Below are 23,528 nucleotides of genomic sequence, written 5' to 3'. Positions count from 1 at the left end.
TCGCTTGACCCTTCTCTGCCAATATCTTCGTTATCGCGGCTGTCAATGATGTCTTCCCATGATCAACGTGACCAATCGTTCCTATGTTACAATGCGGCTTATTCCGCTCAAATTTCGCTTTCGTCATCGTTCCAAACCCTGTTTATACGTTAGCATTCAATACACAAATAATGGAGCGGGTGAAGGGAATCGAACCCTCATAACCAGCTTGGAAGGCTGGGGCTTTACCACTAAGCTACACCCGCAAAGTTCACCTCTCAAATTACCCAGACCACTTTTCAGAAAGGGGTCAAAATATGGTGGAAGGGGTAGGATTCGAACCTACGTAGACTAACGTCGGCAGATTTACAGTCTGCTGCCTTTAACCACTCGGCCACCCTTCCAGCCCTCTACTCTTCCTGATCTAGTGGATTTTAGGCATCTCTGTCAACGAAAGAATCAACTATTTTATGAATTTCATCATTTTTTATCGCCTTAAGTATCAATCTCTTGATACACTGACCTCCATGAAGATAATAACATTGAACGCCCAACTTTCAGATTTTTGCAATCCCTTACTCGCGTCTAAGGCACCATTAGCCATAGGTATTGACACAGAATTTGTCCGCGAAAGAACCTTTTGGCCTAAGCTTTGTCTTATACAACTGACAAGCTCTACAACAACCCAAGACGAGCCTATTTTGATTGACCCCCTGATCGATTTGGACCTCAGTCCCTTTCAGGCATTACTCGCCGCTTCTCATATTACAAAGGTAATTCACTCCGCTCGTCAAGACATAGAAATATTTTGGCACGAGTGGCACACCCTTCCTCAAAACTTTTTTGATACGCAAATAGCGGCCATGGTCTGTGGTATGGGAGATGGAATTGGGTATAGCACACTGGTCAAAACGCTTTTCGATATTGATCTCGAGAAAGAGTCCCAATATACGGATTGGTCTCGGCGTCCCTTAAGCGACAAGCAAATCACTTATGCACAAGGAGACGTCAACCACCTTTTGCCAGCTTATGATATTTTAAAAAATCGTCTTCTTGAACTTAATCGATGGGATTGGATGGCTGAGGATATTACTACGCTTCTGAGTTCCTCAACTTATGAGTCAGATCCCCAAAATGCCTGGTTACGTCTTCATACTCATCGACAAAAACCTCAAAATCTTGGGTTTATGCAAGATGTTTGCGCTTGGAGAGAAACCAATGCAATCCGTTTAAATATTAATCGAGGACGCCTTTTACGTGATGAGTGCATTTTAAAAATGGGACTGAATTTCCCAAAAACGGTAAATGAGCTTAAAGTAATGGCAGACTCACATGTTCTAACAGATGATCTACTCGAAGAACTTTTCTCCATATCTCAAATAGCCCTGAATAAACCAAAAGCAACCTGGCCCGAAGCACCTAAGAAGCAAATTTTATCATCTTTGGCTCGCCAACGGTTAGAAATTTTGCGCGATAAGCTGAATGAAGTCGCAACCAGCTTAAATGTCCCAGCCCGACTTATTGCCCCTAAACAAGATTTAATTGCTCTAGCAGAAGAGCACCTCGAAGGCAATCGTATTATGAATGGATGGCGATATGAAATTTTTGGCCATATAGTGGAAGGCATCTTTACACGTATGAATAACGACTAGCATTCATCAACTCCATAAAAAAAGTAACTCCCAGTGTTAAAGAGAGGCAAAAGCGGTATTTCATCCTCACCATCTGTGATGAAATCTTTAGGATTCACTTTCCTCTTCACAATAATTTTTTACACAAACAAATTGTCCTTTAGGCGTCAAACGCTTAACACACCAGCCTTTTTCCTGAAATAAAGCAATTATTCCTTTTTTTGTTACGAGCCGTAGTTGGTTTCCAATGGCAACAATTGAGGGTCCTACCCATGTTTTTGAAGTTTCGAGAAGGCGCTCGACAAATAGAGCCGATAGATTTAAATACAGTCGATTAGAAAATTTTACTACGGGATTTCCTGAATTTTTCTCAACCTCCAACTTTTTTTCCGTATGAGCAAGGTTTGTTGATTCCAATACAGTTAAAGAATTTGTATCTGTATGATTTTCTCCAAAATAAATAATTGCTTCCTGGATTTCTTGATCTGAACAAGGATGTGAAGCGGCCATATCTATTATGTCTTGCGTGCTGAAAATTCCCTCTGTGGGCTTTTGGTGTTCAGAAAACATATGACCCAGGTGATTGATGACTTCATTATTTGGATCGTCAGGACATCGAGAGACAATTAATAATGCATAAGCAAATTGAATTCGCCATTTTTGAATGAGCTCAATTACCCGCTGCTCAAATAGAGTGCTTAATATATCTCTAGAATATGGTGATAAATTTGCATACCAATCCGAATCCTGAAAATTTCTGGAATAATCATAATCAAGGTGTGCCCTTTGGTGTTCATCAGCAGAGGGTGGGAATTTATTTTCAACATACAGTGATCGACATTGTTCAATTTTTCCTCGCACACTTAAGGGTAAATTAGAGTAATTTACCCGAGCATTCGTAACAAGTAGGTAAAAAGTTCTTTGATTGGGATGGGCTTGCGCACTTTCAAAGCGAAACATCGAAAAGTTCTCAATAGAATCAATCGCATAAATAGGACAGATGAAAAAGAAGAAGATGCTTAATAGTGCCCCATAACGATAAAGCCAATATGATGTAATATTCACTGTCACCTCAGCAATTTAATTTAACTAATCCTACCATCACTATTTGAAGAAAGTACAGAATCATATAATAAAATTTTTGACATTTATGGCATTGAATAACTTATAAATTCGTACAAATGATTTCCTTCTTAAAAATACTTCATCCTCCCCTTGTTGATCTTTAAAATATATGCCATCCTTTTAAATAGAAGCAGGGTGTAACCATGATGGAGATGATATGGAATTGACCGTAGCAACAAGTATGGCAGGCTGTTTATTCGTTTATATTCTATTCATGCTATTGTCTGCTGAGAAGTTTTGATTTATGGCAGATCAGTTTAAATGGATAACATTATTCCAAATACCCTTTGTTTTTGGAATTGTCTGGTTTCTAAGCCGCCCGTTAAGCTCTTATATGGCAAAAGTCGCTTTAAAAGAACCCACAAAACTTGATAAAATTTTTTCTCCGTTAGCCAATCGATTCTACAAGGGAATCGGAATAAATTCCGAAGTTGAACACCGATGGCAAACTTATGCGTTATCAGCCATTACTTTAAACCTTGTGGGAGCGGTTTTTCTCCTCATTATGCAAATGACGCAAAGCTTATATTCAACCCGCGCAAATATTGGCTTTATTCAAGCTTTCAATACAGCTATCAGTTTCGTGACAAACACAAATTGGCAAAGCTATACCCCGGAAATAACGCTTTCTAATTTTGTGCAAATGGGGGGACTCAGTGTCCAAATGTTTTTAAGCGCCGCAACAGGAATGTCTATTGCCTTGGCCCTTACCCGCTCATTCATGGAAAGAAAAACTCCCTCGACCCTCAACGTTTCCAAAATCAATGAAATAAAAACTTTGGGTAACTTTTGGGTAGACTGTACACGCATGACTCTTTGGGTGCTTGTTCCCTTATCTTTTCTTCTTTCCATCCTCTTTATGGGTCTGGGAATGACGCAAACAGTTTTTGAAGCCATCGCAAGTCAGGAAGCTATTAAACTGCTAGGAACAAATGGAGGTGGATTTTTTAATGCCAATTCTGCTCATCCCCTAGAATGTCCTTCTGCTTTTTGTAACCTTGTAGAAATTTCAGCAATGCTACTAATTGTATTCAGTTTTCCAAAGACTTACGGAAAAATGGTCAATGAACCTGCCCAGGGAAGTGCCTTATTAAAGGCTATGGTCATATTATTTATGACAGCATTGAGCAGTGCTTTTTTGGCTCAGTATGCAGCAATGATCCCCTGGGGGCCGACCCTGGAGGGCATGGAGACGCATTTTGGATGGATAGGAACTTTATTCTTTAATGTTACAGCTACGACAACGGGTACAGGAGCAACGACAGCAGCTTTATCGAGTTTCCCCCCCCTGACTGGACTTGAATTTCTATCTAATATTTTATGTGGGGGTGTCATATTTGGAGGCGTTGGTAGTGGATTATATCTCATCGTACTCTATGCGATTTTAGCTATATTTTTAGCTGGTTTGATGGTGGGACGCACACCAGAATATTTGGGTAAGAAAATTGAGCCTTACGATATGAAAATGGTTGTTCTTGCTCTTATGATTCCCGCACTATTCGTTTTGGTATTTACCGCCCTTGGCATACTCTATGCACCTCATGCTGTTTCCAATCCCGGCCCTCACGGCTTAACGGAAATTCTGTATGCTTTTGCCTCCACTTCATTTAATAATGGCAGCAGTTTTGCCGGTCTTAAAGCCTATACCCCTTTCTATCAACTCACAACAAGCCTAACTATGATCATAGGACGCTTTGTTGTTATTGTTGCGGTGTTAGCTCTTGCGGGGAATTTAGCCCAAAAGCCAAAAATCCCTGCAACAACAGCAACATTTCCAACAACCGGTCCGCTCTTTATTGGTTTACTTATTGCTGTTATTCTGATGACAAGCATTTTAATATTTTTCCCTATTTTTTCCCTTGGACCTCTAGCTGAACAGGTATCCTCATGGCCCTTAATCCCGTCCCTATGAAACATTCTTTAAGGGCTGTGTCCTTGTGGAGTCCTTCTTTTTTATTCCACACAATCCTTTTATCTTTTCAAAAACTAGCCCCTTGGGTCCTTTGGCGTAATCCCATCATTTTTATTGTTGAAATTGGCGCGATTTACGTTAGCTTTTATTGCTATTGGCAATCAAATTTGGAATCATTTGGCGTCACATTTCAAATTACTCTTTGGTTATGGGCAACGGTTTTATTTGCCACTTTTTCTGAAGCTATTGCTGAAGGACGAGGGAAAGCCCAAACTGAGAATCTCAAAGCCACACGTGCCCAAATTATGGCTAAAAGATGTATAGGCAAGAAATATGAAATTGTCCCAGCTCATCAACTAGCCCTTGGAGATGTTGTTCTCGTAGAAGCTAATGATATGATTCCCAGTGATGGGGATGTTATTGAGGGAATTGCTTCCGTAGATGAATCTGCCATTACAGGCGAATCTGCGCCGGTCATCCGAGAAAGTGGAGGAGATCGCAGTGCTGTTACAGGAGGAACAAAAGTATTATCTGACTGGATTCGTATCCGCATCACAGCTGCACAAGGTGATACAGCACTCGATCGAATGATCGCCATGGTAGAGGGCAGTTTCCGACAAAAGACACCCAATGAAATCGCTTTAACAATTCTTCTCTTAGCCATGACCCTTATTTTTCTTGTTGTCGTTGCGAGCATTTTACCTTTGGCCTCATTTTCTCAATCAAAATCCGTTGATGTTGTGATTTTAATTGCTCTTCTTATTACTCTCATTCCAACGACAATTGGGGGATTATTATCTGCTATTGGCATTGCCGGAATGAACCGTCTTCTCCAATTAAATGTACTCGCAACCTCGGGACGTGCCGTTGAAGCAGCGGGTGATGTGGATGTTATGCTCTTTGATAAAACTGGCACAATTACTATTGGAAATCGTTGTGCATGTGAATTTGTTGCGATGCCAGGGATTGATATGAGTGACCTTGTAGAGAGCATCGGTCTTGCCTCTCTTTCAGATGAAACACCTGAAGGACGATCTATCATTCAATTAGCCATTGAAAAATACGACTGGGCCCCTCCTCAGTCATTAAAGAAATATGATTCTATTGCTTTTAGCGCCCATACACGTATGAGTGGTATTCGCTACAAGAATTTTGAAATCCGGAAAGGCGCTACAGATGCTGTGCTTCATTATATGAAAGAAGTCAGCGGGGACTCTTATGCAAGTTCTGATTTCTTTACTCAAGAAGTTCAGCGTATTTCGAATTCAGGGGGAACGCCCTTAGCCATTATGAAAGCAGAAGATTCTCAAGCAACCTTGCTCGGATTAATTCACCTAAAAGATATCATTAAACCAGGTTTAAAAGCTCGTTTTGCACAGCTTAAACGCATGGGAATTCGAACTGTCATGATTACGGGAGATAACCCCTTAACTGCCCGTGCAATAGCTGCTGATGCTGGCATCGATGATGTAATAGCTCACGCTACACCTGAAGCTAAACTTAACTACATTCGCCAAGCCCAAAGTGAAGGTCATTTAATTGCCATGTGTGGAGATGGAAGCAATGATGCGCCTGCTCTTTCTCAAGCCGATGTTGCCTTAGCCATGAATACAGGCACCCAAGCTGCTAAAGAAGCGGGTAATATGATAGATTTAGATTCTGATCCCACAAAAATCATTCATGTAGTAGCCGTCGGCAAACAAATGTTAATAACAAGGGGGGCCTTAACAACTTTTAGTATCGCTAATGACGTGGCAAAGTATTTTGCTATCATTCCAGCGATTTTTGCCAGCATTTATCCAGGGCTCAAAGTGCTCAACATCATGAATCTTTCCACACCCAATAACGCTATTTTATCCGCCGTTATCTTTAATGCATTAATCCTGGTTGGTCTACTTCCTTTAGCTTTAAAGGGGGTACAATATCGTGCGGCCACAGCTGTCGAAATATTGCGCAGAAATTTGCTAATCTATGGTCTGGGGGGAATTGTAGTCCCCTTCATTGGCATCAAAGCCATTGATATCATCATTTGCTATTTAAAGGTGCTTTGAAACTATGAAAAAACAAATCCAAGTCAGCATTCTTTTTACAGCGATCTCCACTATAGCTTTAGGGATTATTTACCCAACATTATTGGCAGGCATTCAACTTTTGATTCCCATCAAATCCTCACCCTCACTTCTTATACATCCCATCCAACGTGCAGACCTATTTCAGGGTCGTCCCTCTTCAAGTGGTGGCTCCTATTCGGGTGCGTCTAATCTATCTTTTACAAGTCAAAAACTGGCTCAAGAAGTTAACGAGCGCCTAAAAACCCTCACAGAGGAAGCCCCAGGAGTTTCTGTCCCGCACGATTTACTTTTTGCTTCGGCCAGTGGTTATGACCCCTATATATCAGTACATGCTGCTTTGTTCCAAATTCCCCGCATTGCTAAAGCACGAAATTGGGAAAAAAGTATTTTGGAAAAACTCGTTAAAAAGCACACGCAGTCCGAGAAATGGGGTTTTATTGGAAATGAGAAAGTTAATGTTGTTGAATTAAACAAAGATACAGAAGACGTTAGACCGTAAAATCAAACCTTCTGTTGCATTTTAAAGGTTTCATACAAGGCAATTGTCGCCGCATTAGATACATTTAAGGTACTAAAAGTAGACGCAACAGGAAGACACACCGTAAAATCGCACAAGTCTTTTGTTAAGCGACGCATTCCGTCCCCTTCTGCTCCCATCACTAAGGCAACTTTACCTTTGAGATCAATTTGGTCCAATGTTTGAGTACCAGACTCGGCAAACCCCACACACCAAAATCCAATATCTTTCAGATCTTTGAGAGCATGGGCTAGATTTGTCACCCGTATGAGGGGCACAATTTCTAATGCCCCAGACGCTGACTTGGCTAACACACCCGTTTCAGGTGGGGCATTACGGTCAGTGAGAATGACTGCTTTTGCCCCGAATACGGCAGCTGAACGTAAAATTGCGCCTACATTATGCGGGTCACTTACTTGATCTAGAACCACGACACACTGATTGGCAGATTGGTCTTGCTCGATATCATCAATCATATATGAGGGTAGAGGCGCCACATTTATCGCAATTCCTTGATGAACAGCCCCTACAGGCAAAACGGACTCTAATTTCTGTCGTTCAACTTGTTTCACTTTACTTTGATGATTTGTCCCTTTATCTGAAGTCAGAACCTTATCTAAAATGCCATCGTTGGTAACCCAGATTGTAAGGATTTGACGACGGGGATTCTCTAGGGCCATATGGCAGACATGAATACCATATAACCACAAGGCTGAGGAAGACTTTTTGGAGCTCATAGGATTACTTTCGCTTGAAAAATATGCCCTTACCTTATCCAAGTAAAGAAGCGGCTTATTCTCAAACCTGAAAGCCATCTCTGCGGTTCATACCACTTTGCTTCTGTTGAAAACCAAAGCATTTGAGCGGGTCCAATAAGTTTTTCTGCTTCAACGAACCCTATAGGCGATTTTGCACGACTATCCCAGGAATGATCCCGATTATCACCCACCATAAAGTAATGTCGGGGAGGAACAATAAATTCCTCCGTATTATCAAATTCACCTTGTCCAAACGGCTTATCTTTCAAGATATTATGTTTGACACCGTTAGGGAGCGTTTCAACATATTGAGGAATAACCTTTACTTCCCCAGGCTTGCGGGGATCGATCATTAAATAATCTGCGGTGCGCACAAGTAAAGATGCATGACCATTAATATGAAGAACACCTTCGCGCATTTGGACGCGATCTCCGGGTAATCCAACACAGCGTTTAATAAAATCATCCGTTGAATTGGGTTCACCATTAAAAGCAAGAACTTGCCCAAGCTTTGGCTCTTTTTCCAGAATACGCCCTTCAAAAACCCGGGGATGAAACCATGGTAATGAATAAACGCTGTACCCATAGCTAAATTTAGAGGCAACAAAGAAGTCACCAATTTCTAAGGTAGGATACATAGAGCCCGAGGGAACATAGAAAGGTTGGAACAGAAAAGTTTGTATAACTATAGCTACAATAAATGCCCACGCAAGGCCAAGAATTTCCTGAATCGCTCTCTTCATAATCTATTATTCCCTTAATTTTAAACTGGTTTTACACTGATCATAGCAAATGCTTGTGCATATGGCCACTCATCAGACACACTTATATGCATATAAGCTTTATATCCCTCTGGAGTTTGCTTTTTAAGTATTTCTTTTGCCATACCTGAAAGTTCAACGGAAGGTGCATTCATAAATTCTCTAAATATTTCAATATCTTGCCAAAAAATTCCCTTGGTAAGTCCCGTCCCTAAAGCTTTAAGAGTGGCTTCCTTCATTGCAAACAGTTTTGCGTAACCTGCTACTTGATTCGACTTTTGTGTCATTCGATTTTGTTCTTGAGGCGTAAATACCCGATTAAGAAACCGAGATCCAAATCGTTTCATCGTTTTTTCAATCCGCCTACAGTCCACCAAATCATTCCCAATGCCCAATATCATGTCCATATTATCTTTCTTGATATATTTATAAAATTAAACCCGTTCAACGGAATTAATAATGGAAAGTGCCCGTAGGCTAGCAATAACACTCTTCAAATGCGTCACATTCTTCACTTCAACATCAATAAGAACATCCCAAAAATCAACGGTACGATTCGCAACCTTAATGTTGGAAATATTTGCTCCTTGCGTGCTGATTGTCGTGCTGACGCTTGCTAAACTACCTGGTATATTTAAGAAGGTTATTTTCAATCGACCGGCATGGCGATTTTTTTGAGTTAAATCATCCTCCCACGCTATTTCCACAATTCGCTCAGTATCTGAGAATTTACTTAAATCTTCACAATCTTGCGTATGTATTGTTACGCCTTTTCCTTCCGTAACAATGCCAGTAATTGCATCGCCAGGTAAAGGATGGCAACAGGCCGCGTAATGAACAGTCATTCCTTCAATTAAACCTTTTATTGAAATTGCCGTACTGGATGGCGACGCTGCTTTTACTTTCTTAGGCGGGACCACTGGTGAGGAGGGCTTATCGTCTGGATATACAACAGCTATAATATCAGAAACTGTGTGGATGCCTTCTCCTATAGAAATATAAAGATCTTCGATAGTGTTGTAATTCAAGCATTTCACTGCGTCTATAAGATTTTTATCTGATATCTCTTTTTTTTCATTCTTAAGTCCTTTCTCAAGAATTGAGCGTCCGAGTTCGAGGAATTGTCCTCTTTGTTGACTATGAATAAATCGACGAATACGAGATCGAGCTTTACCGGTAACGACATATCTTTCCCATGTCGGAGAGGGGGATTGTGTTTTTGACGTAATAATTTCAACTTGATCGCCATTTTGTAAAATGGTTCGCAAGGGCATTTGCCGTCCATTAATTTTAACGCTAACGGTATGATCCCCAACGGCAGAGTGAACAGCATAAGCGAAATCAATGGAAGAGGCTCCCCTTGGCAAAGAGATAAGATCACCCTTAGGCGTAAAACAAAAGACTTGATCACGAAACATCTCCAGTTTCGTATACTCTAAAAACTCTTCTGGGCCAGTAGCGTGTTCCATAATTTCTAACAAAGTGCGTAACCAATCATATTGTCCGCCATCATGGGTATCACCTTGTTTATATTGCCAATGTGCAGCAACACCAAACTCCGCAATACGATGCATCTCATGTGTACGAATTTGTACCTCGATTCGGTGATTTAAAGGACCAATAACTGTTGTATGAAGGGATTGATATTCATTAGGCTTTGGTGTAGAAATAAAATCCTTAAATCGCCCAGGTACAACAGAATAATTTCTGTGGATTACACCCAACACTTGGTAGCACTGCTCAACAGAGTCAACAGCAATACGAAATGCCATAATATCTGATAATTGCTCAAAAGCAATATTCTTACTTTGCATCTTAACCCAGATGGAATAAGGAGTTTTTTCACGTCCAGTCACTTGAGCCGCAATATGAGATGAATCTAAAATTTCTTTCAATTCTTGCATAATGTTTTCAACAGGATTTTCTGTGGTCTCATGCAAGAATTTCAGCCGACTTTCCACGGATTCGCGTGCTTCAGGATTCAATTGAGCAAAAGCAAGATTTTCTAACTCATCCTTAAAGCTTTGCATTCCCATTCGCTCTGACAAGGGGACATAAATATCCATAGTCTCACGCGCAATGCGCTGGCGCTTCTCCGCAGAGGGAATATGATGAAGAGTACGCATGTTATGAAGCCGATCAGCAAGCTTCACAAGAAGGACGCGGATGTCGGTTGACATAGCCAACACAAGCTTTCTAAAATTTTCTGCCTGTTGCGTTTTTTCAGATTGGAGCTCGAGAAGAGATATTTTGGTTACCCCATCGACAAGGTTTGCGATTTCAGGGCCAAATAATTCTTGAATTTCTTCTAGCGTTGCTAGGGTATCTTCAACAGTGTCATGAAGTAAAGCCGTAACAATAGAATAGCAGTCTAAATGCAAGTCGACGAGTAAAGAAGCAACTTCTAAGGGGTGAGAAAAGAACGGATCCCCCGATAATCTTACTTGGGATCCATGGGCTTTCATTGAAAACACATAAGCGCGATTGAGAAGATCCTCATCTGCATTTGGATCATAGGCTTTTAGGCGTTCAACCAACTCAAATTGACGAATCATGCTATGCCTTAAAAAGGGCTCAAATTCGATAGATCCTCGGCAAAATTTACATTTCTTCTTGATCTAACGCCTGGATAAAATCCCTTTGCTTATATGTCAATCTCTGTATCAACTTTAACATCCAAATGACTTGCAGCTTCCGCTTCTTCCATTTGGGCTGATAAAATATCATCTTCTTCATCTTCATCTTTGTCGGAAAGCTTTTCAAGTAAACCATCTCCAATAAGGCCACGATCTGCTTGCAAGGCTTCTTCCAATTCACTATCAAGATCTTCCGTCTCATCTCGAAATGCATGCCTCTGCATACTTTTAATTAAATTTTCATGCAAACTTGGAAGAGAAATAGTTTGTTCTGCAATTTCACGCAAAGCAACAACTGGATTTTTATCTTTGTCTCGATCTACTGTTAAGCCTGATCCAGCAGAAATTTCTCTGGCTCTGCGAGCAGCCAACAGAACGAGTTCAAATCGATTGGAAACAATTTCAACACAATCTTCAACGGTAACGCGTGCCATTCAACGGATCTCCTTAACAAATCATATAGGTGAAAATAGTCCTTAAACTCAAGATTTATATGATTTTTAATGGAAAAGCAACATAAACGTTCATGGGTAACATGGCTCCTTTAGAAGGTTACAAATAATGAATTTGCCTTTTGATTCAATTATATTAAGGCTATGCAGTGCGGAGAGAAAGACGATATAAATCCTTAATACGTGTTAACATATTATTAATTTATTGTTCATTAACATGAGATTAAGGACATGTCTAAAGCAATTATATGACAGGAGAACAGCATGATCAAAAACACTTCCAATTCCTATGGATTGATAGCAAAAACATTTCACTGGATTATCGCCCCAATGATCATCGGCATGTTAGCTGTAGGCTTTATTATGACAGCTATGGAGCCTGCACCGACAAAATTCTTTATTTACGGATTGCACAAATCAACGGGTATTGTCATATTAGGACTGGTTTTTTTACGACTTATATGGCGCATCTACAATCCCTCCCCTGAACTTCCTCGTGAATTAACCTCTTGGCATCGACGAATAGGCAAACTAAGTCCTATTGTTTTATATTCTTTGTTATTCTTGATGCCTATTAGTGGTTATATCCTTTCTGAAGCCGGTGGATATCCTATTTCTATTTATGGTCTATTTACAGTTCCTAATTTTATGGAAAAAAACTCTGAAATTTCCAAGCTCGCAAGTACTATTCATGAATATGGAGCTTTTGTATTTATTGGAATTCTTGTATTACATCTTTCTGCCGCGCTGTACCATCATTTTGTCTTAAAAAATAGCGTTTTACAAAGAATGCTCCCTTCATGGTTCGCCGGATCCTCAAGGAGGCAATAATTGCTAAATTTAAGGTCATTTTTGTCAAAAGAAAGCAAAGGAACACAAGACTCCTGGTATTTCGCTGCTTTAGAGGAATGCGCCGATGGTCATTGGGACTGGAATGCTTCTAAGAATGAAGTTTATATTTCTCGCAAATTAAGGGAGTTAATCGGATATTCGGAAGAAGAAACCAAACACAATAATCTGGGGTGGTGGTTAGAGAAAATTCATCCCGATAATCAGGCGGAAATTAAACGTAAGTTCGAAGAATTGTCTTCTTCAAAAATTGAATTCACCTATTTTGATGATTTTCGATTTTTGTGTAAGAATGGTGACTATATTTGGCTTGAAAACCAGGCTAAAATATTACGCGATGATGACAACAACCTCATTCGTGTTACGGGTATGGCCATCAATAATACTCCTCAAAAGTACATTCATAATCAATTATATACAATTATATTAGACCAGGAAAAAATTGATCAAAATAGAATGAGGTTTCTCTCCAATTTAAGTCATGAATTTCGCTCACCCTTAAGTGGCATCATCGGTATGACTACTTTATTGAATGAGACACTTTTAACCCCCGATCAACGTCACTTTACGGATAACATTGTAAATTCCACTGAAATGCTTCTTGCCCTAGTTAACGATATTTTAGATGTTACAAAATTAAATTCAGGAAAATTTGAATTTGAATATATTCCCTTTTCGCCTCTTCAAGTGATAAAAAGTGCTTCAGACCTCATTCGCCCCAATATCATCAAGAAAAATGTTACTTTTACTACATATTTAGATGATGATATTCCTGAATTTATGATGGGGGACCCTACCCGCCTTCAGCAAGTCTTGGTGAATTTATTAACAAACGCTGCAAAATTTACTTCTCGAGGCAGTATAACCCTCAAAGTTAGAAATATTCCCCCAGACTTTATAAATGACTCCCCTACCAATAGCACTTTGAATTTTGAAATTACTGATACAGGCATTGGTATTGCTTCTGAAATTCAAGATAATTTATTCCAAGATTTTACCCAAGCAAATAAATCCATTAATAGAATTTATGGGGGCACAGGACTTGGATTGGCAATTTGTAAAGAATTGGTACAATTAATGGGGGGTGAAATTGGTGTTAGAAGTTTGCCAAATGAAGGAAGTACTTTCTGGTTTACTATTCCTATTAAAGAAAGAGTGATCCCGGTTTCAGATGAACACTCTATGCCCAATACGTCCCCTATCCCAACTAAGCAGCGAAAACTCAATATTCTCCTTGTTGAAGACAACAAAGTTAATCAAGAAGTGATGCACGGACTCCTCACTTTATTGGGTGACGACGTAACTATTGCCAATAATGGCCAAGAAGCTATTGATGTTTTCCCATCAAAGAAATTTGATCTTGTATTAATGGACCTTAATATGCCCATTTTAGATGGTTTTCAAGCAACACAGGCTCTTCGAAAACTCCCGAACGGAACAATTCCTATTATTGCAGTAACGGCAAATACTTTTATCGGTGAGCATGAAAGCTGTTTACAGCAAGGAATTACACAAGTTCTCACCAAACCCATTACAAAAATTTCCTTAGAAATGGCTTTGCTACCTCATCGGCATGCGCCCACTTTGCAAAGTGATAATGCCACATATTCTTCGCATAACCCCTTATCAAAGTTAACCGCTCCTTTAACTCCCGCTATTGTGGATTCAAATACTTTAGAGACGTTGATAACAGATCTGGGGAAAGAAAGAGTTCTCAGACTTCTTGATATATATAGAAAAGATGCCTTAGTGCTTGTGAATCATCTTAAAAAATGCACACCTGACGATTATAAAAATTACGCGCATACTCTTGCCGGTATGTCTGAAAATTTAGGCATCCTTTTGGTCGGAAAAACCGCTCGAAGGATCATGAGTTCTAGCTTAGAAACACCTGAGAATTTACCCATTTTAGTGCAAGATTTAGAACGAAATTTTGAAGTTACCCTGACCGAACTTCAGAAGCTGTATGATTTATAGCTCTCCCTCAATTATCGAGTTTATATATACAAAAACTAGAATATCTCATGAAGTGCTCCATTTTGTAATAAATGATTTTAAGAAATTCAGATTATTGAATTTAATAAAGAGGAATGGTATAGTTGTAAAATTCATTTGGCTTCTTACATATAGCCTAAACCATTATTTTTCTGAACTTTTGAGTTATCAAGATGAAACTTCATCATATCTTATTTGCCATTTTAGTCGCAGCCCTTTGGGGTTTTAACTTTATAGCTGTCAAAGTGGGACTGCTAGAAATGCCCCCATTCCTTTATTGTGCTGCACGATTCTGTATTTCTTGTCTTCCCATCCTCTGTTTTGTTAAGAAACCTTCCGTTTCCTGGATGTTAATTTTTGGCATTGGGGTAACCCTTGGCGTAATAAAGTTTGGATTCATGTTTATGGGGCTCCATATGGGTATGTCCGCCGGTCTTGCCTCTCTCGTTCTGCAAAGCCAAGCATTGTTCACGACAGTTTTGTCCGCATTTTTCTTAAATGATAATGTTCGCACCAATCAGATTATTGGTATGATCATCGCTTTCTTAGGAATTGCATTTATTGGAATTACATTGCATGAAAGTAGTCCCTTAATTAGTTTTCTTTTAATTATAGGCGCAGCGATTTCCTGGGCCTTTTGCAATATATTGGTTAAACTTGCCGGTAAGGTGAATATGTTTTCCCTTGTGGTGTGGACAAGCCTTATTCCCCCCATTCCAATGTACGTATTATCGTTTATATATGAAGGACCCGGGGCCTTACCCCAAATGCTTTCCCACATGTCTTTGTTGGGCTGGAGCTGTCTTATTTTTACCGCGGTTGGCTCAACATGGATAGGATCAACACTTTGGGGAATATTACTGCGCACCTATGACGCTTCCCTAGTGGTCCCCTATTCTCTTTTGATTCCTATCTTTGGGATTTCCTTCGGCCATGTTCTTTTAAATGAACAGTTTACACCTTTTGCTTATTTATCCTGCGGATTAATCTTTGTAGGATTAATTATAAATCAATGGAAAGTTCGCAAAATCATTATTCAGTCTCAAGAAATTGCGAATCCCCCTCAAGCTAAAGAAAAAGTAGCTTAAAAAGCTATAGGTTATGAGTATGTTTACTGGGAATTAAATAAATAAAATTTAATATTAATAGACTATTTGTGGAAACCCTGTCTAACGAGTTTTTAAACTGGGCAACTCATCTCCCCCAAACCAAATAACTTTACGGCGATAAGTCTGCCCAGAAAGGATGAGAAGATTTGTTTTTGGAATCTGAAATTCTTTAGAAAGCAAGTTCAATAAAGCTTTGTTTGCTTTATTGTCTTCCGGAGCAGCAGTGACATAAACTTTTAAATAATTCTGGCCATTGGCATCCCTACAAACTTCGCCCAGTTTTGATTGTGAGGCTTTAGGAGTCAGTTGAACCAAGAGTTCCCACCCCCTTCGATTTGATGGCCCTTTTGTTGACTTTCGGAAGACGTGTGCATAATCCATAGTGAACTTCTGCTAACCTTAGGAAAAATCCCGAAATGAACTTAATAAAAAAAGCGGCAACTCTAAAGTCACCGCTTTTTGTATCTAACAAAAAAATGCGATAAAGCTTATTTCTTTGCTTCGTCTTTTTTTGCTGCTTCAGCGTCAGTTGCTGCAGGCTTTGTTGCGTCTGTTTTTTCTTCAACAACTGTAGCTTTGTGCTCTTCTGTTTTTGTTTCTGTTTTTGTTTCAGCAAAAGTAGTTGTAGCAAACAAAGCAACGATAGCAGCAAGTGCAAAATTCTTAACCATTATAAACTCCTAATAATATTTTAACCACGTTATACAAACCCAATGGCCAAAACACATTATATGTTTAGCCTGGATACCATACTAATATGATACCTAATTTAATTGGTCAATAGAAATTAATAGCAAAAATAAAATAGTTGTTTTAATTTTAATATAATATTAAGTTCCCACGGTAAATTTTTATGAATTGAGTTCGCTATGACTACGGATATGACTCTAATGCATTTGATGTGCGCCAAGATATGTCACGACTTAAGTGCTCCCGCAAGCGCCGTTACCATGGGATTAGAAATGTTGGAACAAGCTCCACAAGACCCCTCTACCCGTGAACTTATTCATTACAGTGCCCAATCTACAATTTCCAAATTAGAGCTTTTTCGTTGTTTAACGGGTTTCTCAGGTAACGTGGATAAGCCAACGGGCGTAGATATTCAAAAGGCTTTACAAAATTATTGGCCGGAAAACAAAATTTCCGTAACTTGGAAAGTCCAAAACTTAGAAAACCTACAAGGCCCCCCGGCCCGTTTGGTCCTTGCTGCTATAATAACAGCAGCAGATGGTTTGCCCCGCGGTGGTTCTTTAACCGTTAATGCTAATTTGAGTATTACAGCTGAAGGACCTACAGCCCTTCTACGGGAAGATGCGGCGTTAGCTCTTACAGGCAAAACATCCCTTGCTCATCAAACTGCGGGAACAATTGTGGCCTACTTTGCAAGTACACTGGCCAAAAATATGGGAGGAACTCTTCAAATTGCTATCATTGCAGATAATCAATTTCAAATTCAAATGATTGGATAAGAGGGTTATATTTTATAAATTGGCTGGGGTGCTAGGATTCGAACCCAGGAATGGCGGGACCAAAACCCGCTGCCTTACCACTTGGCTACACCCCAATACTCAAATTGTCTGGTATTGTCAAAAAAATAATACCAAGTCTACTAAATTTTGCAATGGGTTTCGTGTCCCTTTTTCAAAATCTTTTTGCGTGCAAATTTAAAAAGGTCTGACTCTAAAGAATTTGACAGAGGAAAAGATGAAGAAAATTGAGCTTATCAGCCATTTTAACCCAAAACAAATGCATCCATCATAAATTTTACACTTTGCAGAGAGTTGCATTTTATGAATTATGCAAACAATCTAGCAATTTGTTATAAAAAAATATACTTTTGTGCTTAAAAGTGATGAATAACCTAAAATTATAAAAAGTGTTTCATGAAACTTACAAACCTTAAGCTTCTTACTAAAAATATAATCGCCCTTAATGGCCTTCCCCAGGATTATGCCCCCCTCCTTGATAAGATAAAGGATGCGCAAGTTGTCCTTCTTGGATCTGCATCTCATGGAACCAATGAATGTTATCAGATGCGCGCTGAGATTACGCAGCACTTGATTAAGGAAAAAGGATTTCATGCAATCGCTATTGAGGGCGATTGGACAGCTGCCTACAAGGTTAACACTTACATAAAGAATAAAGATAAAGCTGTTAGCAAATACAAAGCACTTGCCAGCTTTGATCATTTTCCAAGTTGGATGTGGTGCAATAAGGTTATGCTGGAATTTATTACTTGGCTGCGGGCTTATAATGATCGCACCGTGATTCACCCCATTAAAATTGGCTTATATGGTCTGGATTTATACAGCCTCGATTCTTCAATTCATGTTGTTCTCGATTACCTGGATAAATTAAATTCTGATGTTGCTGCTGAAGCCCGGAAACGCTATCAATCCTTATATCACCATAGTGAAGATCCTTTGCATTACGCCCTATCAGCTGATAAAGGCTTAATTCCGAATTGTAGTGAAGAATTACTCACTCTTTTGGTCACACTTTTACAAAGCAGACTTTACGATTCACAAAATCCCATTTTAGACCATGAAGAACTTTTGTTTATTCACCAAAACGCTAAAGTGATTTCCAACGCCGAAAACTATTATAGATTATTGCTAAAACAACCGGAGATTCTCTGGAATTTTAGAGAAGAGCACATGGTAGAAACGTTGGAAGATTTGCGCAAGCATTATCAACATATACTTGGCTTTACACCCAAGATAGTTGTTTGGGCCCATAATATGCATGTTGCCAATGTTGCTTCTCCAAACACATTTCAGAAAAAGCGAACAACGCTGGGACAACTTATTAAGAAAAAATATCAAACGAGTTGTTATACAGTAGGATTCACTATTTATACTGGAGAAGTAACAACAGCCTCTCAATGGGGCGGATTTACAGAAAATAGAAATATAAGACCAGCCCCCCAGGTGAGTTATGAATCTATTTTCCATCAGTTAAATTTACCAAAGTTCCTTCTTTTCTTAGACAAAGAAACCCCCTTACCGAAGCATTCCTTACAAAGGGCCATGGGTGTTATTTATCGCGAGAATAAGTATATCAACTACTATTACACGAGCTATTTATCTCTCGAGTATAATGTGGTTATTCATATTGATGTTACAACACCCCTTATCCCCCTTCACGAAGTGCATGGTTGGAAAAAAGCAGACTTACCAAGAACTTACCCCACAGGTTTTTAAATCCTTATCATGTGGACAATACAGATATTCATTTTTTGAAATTTTCGTTATGATAAGCTCAATTTTGCCAAAATAAAAAAATATATATTTATAAAATTTAGCATTAAGGGATAAAAGATGGCTGGAGATAGCAAAGGGTATTATAAAATTTTGGGCGTGCCGCCTTCCGCTACCGATGCGCAAATCAAAAAAGCCTATCGTCTTAAAGCGCAACAACTTCATCCGGATAAAAATCTTAATACCAACACAACGGCTCGCTTTCAATTACTACAGGAAGCCTACAATACTCTAAAAAATCCTAAACTAAGAGCACTATATGATTCCTCAGATCATACATTCTATCAACAAGAGCCTCCCAAATATTACAGACAAGGCCCCTCTAAAAGACAATCAAAGAGCCACGATCATTATCATTCAACAGCATCAACCAAAAATGGTCCTATCAAGTGCGCAAATTGTGGTGTTGTTTCTGCACAACCCAGATATGTCATTTTCTATAAAGTTTGGAGCTTTCTCGCAGCCAGTCAAAAAATACCTATCAATGGAATATTTTGTGCAAAATGTGGAAGTCTTATATCCGTAAGCGCAAGTTTAAGCACTTGGATATTGGGATGGTGGAATTTTCCTTGGGGCATATTGTGGTCTTTACAGGCTCTTGCTATCAATTTATGGGGCGGTATACGCCCCCCCCACATCAATGCAATTATTTTAAAACAGCAAGCCACCTATTTGAAGAAAACAGGAAATTCTGCCCTGGCTAAAGCCGTTGTTCAGCAAGCATTAGCTGAGGCGAAAAAGTTTCAATTAAACCCCTATATATATTTGAGAACGACCCCTGATTTTCTTGAAGGGCAGGATGAAACTACATATATTCAAGATTTTATGAATTTTTATGAGGATCTTTTGAAACTAGACAGCTCTCTCGCCTCATATAAATTACGACGTTTAAAAAACCAGTGGGGAGTATTCAATAGAGTTTTTCTCATTCAAATGATGTTAATTTTGATGGGATTATATTTAATAATGACCATTTTTTAGCAACTTATAATTACACAACCTTTTCTCTCATATTAAAGGAACGACACGATGCATCATGAATTTACCCTCATCTTGAAAGTGAGAGGCAAACTATTATCTTAGAAATGGCTAAACGTTTAAAAAATTGATGTAAAATCTATGCAAAAAAATTATTCCAATTTCTTGCCATGATCGAATAAAATCACTTTTTTAAATCCCATTGCTTCTTCCTGACTACTGTCACCTGCATAGCTCAAGTTAGTTATTTCAAACTCTTTGCGTAAAGGGAGCGGAAAAATCTTTTTCTCCCTAGACTGTAATATATCTTTATATTGTTGTAAGGCAGGTGTATGGCCAATCTCGATCATCACAACAGAAGCTTGTAAATTGTAGAATTGATCATAGACTGTCTCATCATCTCGTACACTTCCCAAATATTTTGATTTCCACAAAAGAGCGATTCCATCATAAGTCACACTTGTTCCCATTAAATTTAATCGAACTATACGGCCCCCAAGTTTCGATCTCATCACTGAAAATGGAAGGCTGATAACCGTATATATCTGGAATGGGCAGTAGCTTGGGAAATGTCAAACGTTGAAAAGCTGTCCAAAAGGTCGTGAAGACCTGATACGGTTTGTCCGTTTTTGTTTGAAGCTCCCAGGGCTCCGCTAATAATGATGCCTTAAAACTTTCACAACTGATTCCCGTATTCTTTAATTGGGACTTGATCTCTTTATCTCTTTTTATAGCGTGAGGTTCACAGCACCTGTTCCAATAAACTGCGCAACCATCTATTTCGCTGATCAGTTTTTTACTATTTCGATGGGTTTGCCCCCTTGAAGACAAGTTGAACACCACGCTTTTTAAAAGACCGTTGGAGTGAGCTCAAGCTTCTGCAATGCCACCATTCATGCTCCCCCTGGAGACAAGGGTCCTCTTCATCCAAGATATAAAGAGTCAACAACGGATGCTTTGAGACGGCATTTAAGGCAGGATTATCTTCAAACCTTAAATCTTGACGATGCCAAAAAATGGCTGGTTTTTATTCGTCCATTAAACCCCTTTTCCTATTTGATACCCTATTTTTGGGTTCCTTATTAGTCTATTATGAACTTGTACGGCCAATTTTATCTGACAGCTTGTCAATCATATAATGAGAAGGACTATGAAACTAAAAATCACAAAGAAACTGATCATCTCCGTCTCCCTTCTTGTCGCCTTAATCATTATTGCTTTGAGTGGTACCATCATGAGCCAAGTTAACAAACCAAAACATAAAGTGCTTTCCTCAGATGAAAACATTGAGATTCGGGAGTATGCACCCATCCTTGTTGCACAAGTTTCAGTAACCGGTGAAAGAAAAAATGCCATTTCAGCAGGATTTAGAATTCTTGCAGATTATATCTTTGGCAATAATGAGGGGCGCAAAAAGATTGCCATGACAGCTCCCGTTGAACAACAAGAAGGTGAGAAAATTTCCATGACAGCCCCTGTTATTCAACAAGAATCTCTGGATAATTTGCATTGGAATGTAAGATTTGTAATGCCTTCTGAATACACCCTAGAAACTCTACCTCGCCCCAAGAACAAACAAATAGAGATTTTGTCGATTCCCGCAAAACGTTATGCCGTTATTCGTTTTTCTGGATTGGCAAGGGAGGGCATTCTCCACAAAAATTTAGACGCTCTACAACAATACATAGGTTCAAAAATACTTCATGAAGTTGGCAAACCTGTTTATGCATTTTACAATCCACCATGGACCCTGCCGTTCTTGCGGCGTAATGAGATTATGATTGAAATTAAGGTATAAAAACCTCTCAATATGCTAATTGTTTATAAAGAAAAATTACACTATACCAGAACTTCCAGAAGTTGAAACAATTTGCCAAGCTTTAAAACCATTGCTTAAAGGACAATCGTTCTTAAAGATTCAAGCTAACCGACCTGATTTACGCTATCCTTTGCCTGTTAATCTGGAGACAGTACTTAATCATAAGCTTATTTCGCTTATAAGTCGCCGCGCTAAATATCTTTTGCTTGATTTTAGCCATGGCTTAACCCTCATTTGGCATTTAGGTATATCAGGGCGCGTGATTATTGAAAACCTTAATGTTTACTCCTTAAATTCGGGGCCACATGACCATGTTGTTTTTATAGCATCCAATAACTATAAAATTGCCTTTCGCGATCCTCGCCGTTTTGGTTTTTTGTTACTTTACCCCACAAATCAACTCAAGAGCTTACCCCCCTTTAACACATTAGGCCCTGAGCCACTTGGAGACATACCTTTAAGTGCTTCAGTATTTCATGCAGCTTTGAAGCAACGGACTATTGTCATTAAAAATGCCCTTCTTGACCAACGAATTATCGCAGGATTGGGGAGTATTTATGCCTCTGAGGCTTTATGGCAAGCTCGGCTGTCACCAAGACGTCGGGCAAATACGCTTAGCCTGAAAGAAACAAAGATTTTACTTATAGAAACTCAAAACGTGTTAAGACGCACCATTAGTGCGGGGGGATCTACTTTGCAAGATTATGCCCTACCAAATGGTGATACTAGGTATTTTCAATAATCTTTTAATGTTTATAACCGAGCGCACTTGCTTTGCAAGCATTGCCAATTGACGACTATTACCAAGTTTATTAAAAATGGGAGAGCTACATATTATTGCGAAAAATGCCAGAAATAAGTTGATTTTTGAGTTCCCCAGCTCGGCAACAAAATAACAGAAAATCGCGCATCATTTGGAATATCCCTTATTCTCAACTCAATTACGATTTTTAGGATTAATAGGTGTTTTGAGCGTCGAAAGTCCCCCATCTACATGAAGGACCTGGCCTGTGATCCAATTGTTCAAAGGATCCAGAAAAAATACCACTGCGCGCGCTATGTCTTCAGGTTTGCCAATGCGTCCTAACGGGTGAATGTTAAGTGAATAATCAAGAGCTGCCTTACTTTGTATAATTTTATCAGTTAAATCTGTTTCCGTAAGACCGGGAGCTACAACATTAAACCGCAAATTTCGATGTGCGTAAGTCGCGGCAGCAGAGCGCATTAGACCTATCACCCCAGCTTTAGCAGCTGCTATTGCTTCGTGATTAGGCAGCCCAATTGAGGCAGCAGCGGAAGATATAAGTACAACAGAGCCACCTCCATCAATATGTTGTTGAGCGCTTCTCACGGTTGCAAAAGAGGTGGTGAGCGAACTTTGAATAGTCTGATAATACTGTTCCTGATTGATAGAAGAAGCTGGCTTTAAAAGAAGAGAACCCGCAAAGTTAACAACACCATCAATAGAACCCATACTTTGCTTAGCAAGAGCAAATACGGCATCAACAGCTTCAAAATTTGTAGCATCCAAAATAGAATCAGGGGTGATTTTATCGCCAGATCGTGCGGTTTTATAAACACGGTGGCCATGTTCTTGCAACAGTTTGCAAGTTGACCTTCCCAAAGTGCTGGAAGCAGCAATGACTAAGAAATTTGCCATTTCATAATTCCTGTA

26 protein-coding genes and 3 tRNA genes are annotated in these 23,528 nt (G+C 39.3%); 13 read left to right on the top strand and 16 right to left on the bottom strand.

Annotated features, from left to right (window positions below; all coding sequences use genetic code 11):
• The 3 genes from tuf to FJX03_04045 all read right to left on the bottom strand — a co-directional run.
• The coding region (gene tuf / locus FJX03_04055; protein MBM3632864.1) for an elongation factor Tu at nt 1-127 on the bottom strand (127 nt) is incomplete at its 3' end.
• A 44-nt stretch (nt 128-171) separates the two neighbouring features.
• Nucleotides 172-245, bottom strand: a tRNA-Gly gene (locus FJX03_04050).
• A 52-nt stretch (nt 246-297) separates the two neighbouring features.
• Nucleotides 298-383, bottom strand: a tRNA-Tyr gene (locus FJX03_04045).
• 66 nt (nt 384-449) lie between these two features.
• Between FJX03_04045 and rnd the strand changes: the two genes are divergently transcribed.
• Entirely contained in the window at nt 450-1,631 is a 1,182-nt protein-coding gene (rnd, locus tag FJX03_04040; GenBank protein ID MBM3632863.1) for a ribonuclease D, read from the top strand.
• Nucleotides 1,632-1,718: 87 nt separating this feature from the next.
• On the opposite strand, the gene FJX03_04035 is transcribed toward rnd, so the two are convergent.
• Nucleotides 1,719-2,570, bottom strand: coding sequence for a TraB/GumN family protein (locus tag FJX03_04035; GenBank protein MBM3632862.1), 852 nt, complete (start codon nt 2,568-2,570; stop codon nt 1,719-1,721).
• A 409-nt stretch (nt 2,571-2,979) separates the two neighbouring features.
• Here FJX03_04035 and kdpA point away from each other — a divergent pair, with 409 nt between their 5' ends.
• Genes kdpA through FJX03_04020 form a run of 3 tightly spaced genes read left to right on the top strand, consistent with a single transcriptional unit; the run spans nt 2,980 to nt 7,218 of the window.
• Nucleotides 2,980-4,647, top strand: a complete 1,668-nt coding sequence (gene kdpA / locus FJX03_04030) for a potassium-transporting ATPase subunit A (GenBank protein ID MBM3632861.1) — start codon at nt 2,980-2,982, stop codon at nt 4,645-4,647.
• A complete protein-coding gene (gene kdpB, locus FJX03_04025; GenBank protein ID MBM3632860.1) occupies nt 4,644-6,698 on the top strand; it encodes a potassium-transporting ATPase subunit KdpB in 2,055 nt (684 codons plus the stop codon). The genes kdpA and kdpB overlap by 4 nt, the downstream gene beginning before the upstream one ends.
• 4 nt (nt 6,699-6,702) lie before the next feature.
• Entirely contained in the window at nt 6,703-7,218 is a 516-nt protein-coding gene (locus FJX03_04020) for a potassium-transporting ATPase subunit C (protein MBM3632859.1), read from the top strand.
• Nucleotides 7,219-7,220: 2 nt separating this feature from the next.
• Here the strand turns inward: FJX03_04020 and rlmB are convergent, their stop codons facing one another.
• From rlmB to FJX03_03995, 5 genes are all read right to left on the bottom strand, one after another.
• Nucleotides 7,221-8,051 (bottom strand): 23S rRNA (guanosine(2251)-2'-O)-methyltransferase RlmB, encoded by an 831-nt coding sequence (gene rlmB, locus FJX03_04015; protein ID MBM3632858.1) that lies wholly within the window; start codon nt 8,049-8,051, stop codon nt 7,221-7,223.
• Complete coding sequence (gene lepB / locus FJX03_04010) at nt 8,003-8,737, bottom strand: signal peptidase I (protein MBM3632857.1); 735 nt, start codon at nt 8,735-8,737, stop codon at nt 8,003-8,005. Before lepB ends, rlmB begins: the two co-directional genes overlap by 49 nt.
• 20 nt (nt 8,738-8,757) lie before the next feature.
• Complete coding sequence (locus FJX03_04005) at nt 8,758-9,156, bottom strand: holo-ACP synthase (protein MBM3632856.1); 399 nt, start codon at nt 9,154-9,156, stop codon at nt 8,758-8,760.
• 33 nt (nt 9,157-9,189) lie between these two features.
• Entirely contained in the window at nt 9,190-11,310 is a 2,121-nt protein-coding gene (locus FJX03_04000) for a bifunctional (p)ppGpp synthetase/guanosine-3',5'-bis(diphosphate) 3'-pyrophosphohydrolase (protein ID MBM3632855.1), read from the bottom strand.
• A gap of 89 nt (nt 11,311-11,399) precedes the next feature.
• Nucleotides 11,400-11,825: a DNA-directed RNA polymerase subunit omega gene (locus tag FJX03_03995; GenBank protein MBM3632854.1), complete on the bottom strand. Its 426-nt coding sequence runs from the start codon at nt 11,823-11,825 to the stop codon at nt 11,400-11,402.
• A 282-nt stretch (nt 11,826-12,107) separates the two neighbouring features.
• On the opposite strand from FJX03_03995, the gene FJX03_03990 reads away from it, so the two are divergent.
• From FJX03_03990 to FJX03_03980, 3 genes are all read left to right on the top strand, one after another.
• Entirely contained in the window at nt 12,108-12,674 is a 567-nt protein-coding gene (locus FJX03_03990) for a cytochrome b (GenBank protein ID MBM3632853.1), read from the top strand.
• The gene (locus tag FJX03_03985) at nt 12,675-14,669 is read left to right on the top strand and encodes a response regulator (protein ID MBM3632852.1); all 1,995 of its coding nucleotides are present in this window, start codon (nt 12,675-12,677) and stop codon (nt 14,667-14,669) included.
• 191 nt (nt 14,670-14,860) lie between these two features.
• A complete protein-coding gene (locus tag FJX03_03980; protein ID MBM3632851.1) occupies nt 14,861-15,775 on the top strand; it encodes an EamA family transporter in 915 nt (304 codons plus the stop codon).
• An 81-nt stretch (nt 15,776-15,856) separates the two neighbouring features.
• Here the strand turns inward: FJX03_03980 and FJX03_03975 are convergent, their stop codons facing one another.
• Both FJX03_03975 and FJX03_03970 read right to left on the bottom strand, forming a co-directional pair.
• Nucleotides 15,857-16,177 (bottom strand): DUF167 domain-containing protein, encoded by a 321-nt coding sequence (locus FJX03_03975; protein ID MBM3632850.1) that lies wholly within the window; start codon nt 16,175-16,177, stop codon nt 15,857-15,859.
• Nucleotides 16,178-16,284: 107 nt separating this feature from the next.
• Entirely contained in the window at nt 16,285-16,467 is a 183-nt protein-coding gene (locus FJX03_03970; GenBank protein ID MBM3632849.1) for a hypothetical protein, read from the bottom strand.
• Between the two features lie 198 nt (nt 16,468-16,665).
• On the opposite strand from FJX03_03970, the gene FJX03_03965 reads away from it, so the two are divergent.
• Entirely contained in the window at nt 16,666-17,265 is a 600-nt protein-coding gene (locus FJX03_03965) for a hypothetical protein (GenBank protein MBM3632848.1), read from the top strand.
• A gap of 20 nt (nt 17,266-17,285) precedes the next feature.
• Here the strand turns inward: FJX03_03965 and FJX03_03960 are convergent.
• A tRNA-Gln gene (locus FJX03_03960) sits at nt 17,286-17,360 on the bottom strand.
• A gap of 319 nt (nt 17,361-17,679) precedes the next feature.
• Here FJX03_03960 and FJX03_03955 point away from each other — a divergent pair.
• Nucleotides 17,680-18,999, top strand: coding sequence for an erythromycin esterase family protein (locus FJX03_03955; protein MBM3632847.1), 1,320 nt, complete (start codon nt 17,680-17,682; stop codon nt 18,997-18,999).
• Between the two features lie 117 nt (nt 19,000-19,116).
• Nucleotides 19,117-20,037 (top strand): J domain-containing protein, encoded by a 921-nt coding sequence (locus tag FJX03_03950; GenBank protein MBM3632846.1) that lies wholly within the window; start codon nt 19,117-19,119, stop codon nt 20,035-20,037.
• Nucleotides 20,038-20,186: 149 nt separating this feature from the next.
• Here the strand turns inward: FJX03_03950 and FJX03_03945 are convergent, their stop codons facing one another.
• Genes FJX03_03945 through FJX03_03935 form a run of 3 tightly spaced genes read right to left on the bottom strand, consistent with a single transcriptional unit; the run spans nt 20,187 to nt 21,052 of the window.
• Complete coding sequence (locus FJX03_03945; protein MBM3632845.1) at nt 20,187-20,492, bottom strand: hypothetical protein; 306 nt, start codon at nt 20,490-20,492, stop codon at nt 20,187-20,189.
• Nucleotides 20,482-20,877 (bottom strand): deoxyribodipyrimidine photo-lyase, encoded by a 396-nt coding sequence (locus FJX03_03940; protein ID MBM3632844.1) that lies wholly within the window; start codon nt 20,875-20,877, stop codon nt 20,482-20,484. Before FJX03_03940 ends, FJX03_03945 begins: the two co-directional genes overlap by 11 nt.
• Nucleotides 20,834-21,052, bottom strand: a complete 219-nt coding sequence (locus tag FJX03_03935; GenBank protein MBM3632843.1) for a deoxyribodipyrimidine photo-lyase — start codon at nt 21,050-21,052, stop codon at nt 20,834-20,836. The genes FJX03_03940 and FJX03_03935 overlap by 44 nt, the downstream gene beginning before the upstream one ends.
• Before the next feature lie 144 nt (nt 21,053-21,196).
• Between FJX03_03935 and FJX03_03930 the strand changes: the two genes are divergently transcribed.
• The 3 genes from FJX03_03930 to FJX03_03920 are packed head-to-tail and all read left to right on the top strand — an operon-like array spanning nt 21,197 to nt 22,712.
• Entirely contained in the window at nt 21,197-21,832 is a 636-nt protein-coding gene (locus FJX03_03930; GenBank protein ID MBM3632842.1) for a heme-binding protein, read from the top strand.
• 19 nt (nt 21,833-21,851) lie between these two features.
• Nucleotides 21,852-22,595: a bifunctional DNA-formamidopyrimidine glycosylase/DNA-(apurinic or apyrimidinic site) lyase gene (gene mutM / locus FJX03_03925; protein ID MBM3632841.1), complete on the top strand. Its 744-nt coding sequence runs from the start codon at nt 21,852-21,854 to the stop codon at nt 22,593-22,595.
• 27 nt (nt 22,596-22,622) lie between these two features.
• Nucleotides 22,623-22,712 carry a hypothetical protein gene (locus FJX03_03920; protein MBM3632840.1) on the top strand — a complete coding sequence of 30 codons (90 nt, stop codon included), beginning with the start codon at nt 22,623-22,625 and terminating at the stop codon, nt 22,710-22,712.
• A gap of 78 nt (nt 22,713-22,790) precedes the next feature.
• Here the strand turns inward: FJX03_03920 and FJX03_03915 are convergent, their stop codons facing one another.
• Nucleotides 22,791-23,513 (bottom strand): SDR family oxidoreductase, encoded by a 723-nt coding sequence (locus FJX03_03915; GenBank protein ID MBM3632839.1) that lies wholly within the window; start codon nt 23,511-23,513, stop codon nt 22,791-22,793.
• Nucleotides 23,514-23,528: the final 15 nt, after the last annotated feature.

The sequence above is a fragment of the Alphaproteobacteria bacterium genome, assembly GCA_016870095.1.
Taxonomy (GTDB): Bacteria; Pseudomonadota; Alphaproteobacteria; order Paracaedibacterales; family VGCI01; genus VGCI01.
Note: the sequence above shows the minus strand (reverse complement) of the source record. Positions and strands in the feature narration are given on the sequence as shown.

Coding starts and splice junctions, on each gene's coding strand:
- rnd (MBM3632863.1), top strand. CDS start 450: ATGAATTTCATCATTTTTTATCGCCTTAAGTATCAATCTCTTGATACA.
- FJX03_04035 (MBM3632862.1), bottom strand. CDS start 2,570: ATGTTTCGCTTTGAAAGTGCGCAAGCCCATCCCAATCAAAGAACTTTT.
- kdpA (MBM3632861.1), top strand. CDS start 2,980: ATGGCAGATCAGTTTAAATGGATAACATTATTCCAAATACCCTTTGTT.
- kdpB (MBM3632860.1), top strand. CDS start 4,644: ATGAAACATTCTTTAAGGGCTGTGTCCTTGTGGAGTCCTTCTTTTTTA.
- FJX03_04020 (MBM3632859.1), top strand. CDS start 6,703: ATGAAAAAACAAATCCAAGTCAGCATTCTTTTTACAGCGATCTCCACT.
- rlmB (MBM3632858.1), bottom strand. CDS start 8,051: ATGGCTTTCAGGTTTGAGAATAAGCCGCTTCTTTACTTGGATAAGGTA.
- lepB (MBM3632857.1), bottom strand. CDS start 8,737: ATGAAGAGAGCGATTCAGGAAATTCTTGGCCTTGCGTGGGCATTTATT.
- FJX03_04005 (MBM3632856.1), bottom strand. CDS start 9,156: ATGATATTGGGCATTGGGAATGATTTGGTGGACTGTAGGCGGATTGAA.
- FJX03_04000 (MBM3632855.1), bottom strand. CDS start 11,310: ATGATTCGTCAATTTGAGTTGGTTGAACGCCTAAAAGCCTATGATCCA.
- FJX03_03995 (MBM3632854.1), bottom strand. CDS start 11,825: ATGGCACGCGTTACCGTTGAAGATTGTGTTGAAATTGTTTCCAATCGA.
- FJX03_03990 (MBM3632853.1), top strand. CDS start 12,108: ATGATCAAAAACACTTCCAATTCCTATGGATTGATAGCAAAAACATTT.
- FJX03_03980 (MBM3632851.1), top strand. CDS start 14,861: ATGAAACTTCATCATATCTTATTTGCCATTTTAGTCGCAGCCCTTTGG.
- FJX03_03975 (MBM3632850.1), bottom strand. CDS start 16,177: ATGGATTATGCACACGTCTTCCGAAAGTCAACAAAAGGGCCATCAAAT.
- FJX03_03970 (MBM3632849.1), bottom strand. CDS start 16,467: ATGGTTAAGAATTTTGCACTTGCTGCTATCGTTGCTTTGTTTGCTACA.
- FJX03_03965 (MBM3632848.1), top strand. CDS start 16,666: ATGACTACGGATATGACTCTAATGCATTTGATGTGCGCCAAGATATGT.
- FJX03_03955 (MBM3632847.1), top strand. CDS start 17,680: ATGAAACTTACAAACCTTAAGCTTCTTACTAAAAATATAATCGCCCTT.
- FJX03_03950 (MBM3632846.1), top strand. CDS start 19,117: ATGGCTGGAGATAGCAAAGGGTATTATAAAATTTTGGGCGTGCCGCCT.
- FJX03_03915 (MBM3632839.1), bottom strand. CDS start 23,513: ATGGCAAATTTCTTAGTCATTGCTGCTTCCAGCACTTTGGGAAGGTCA.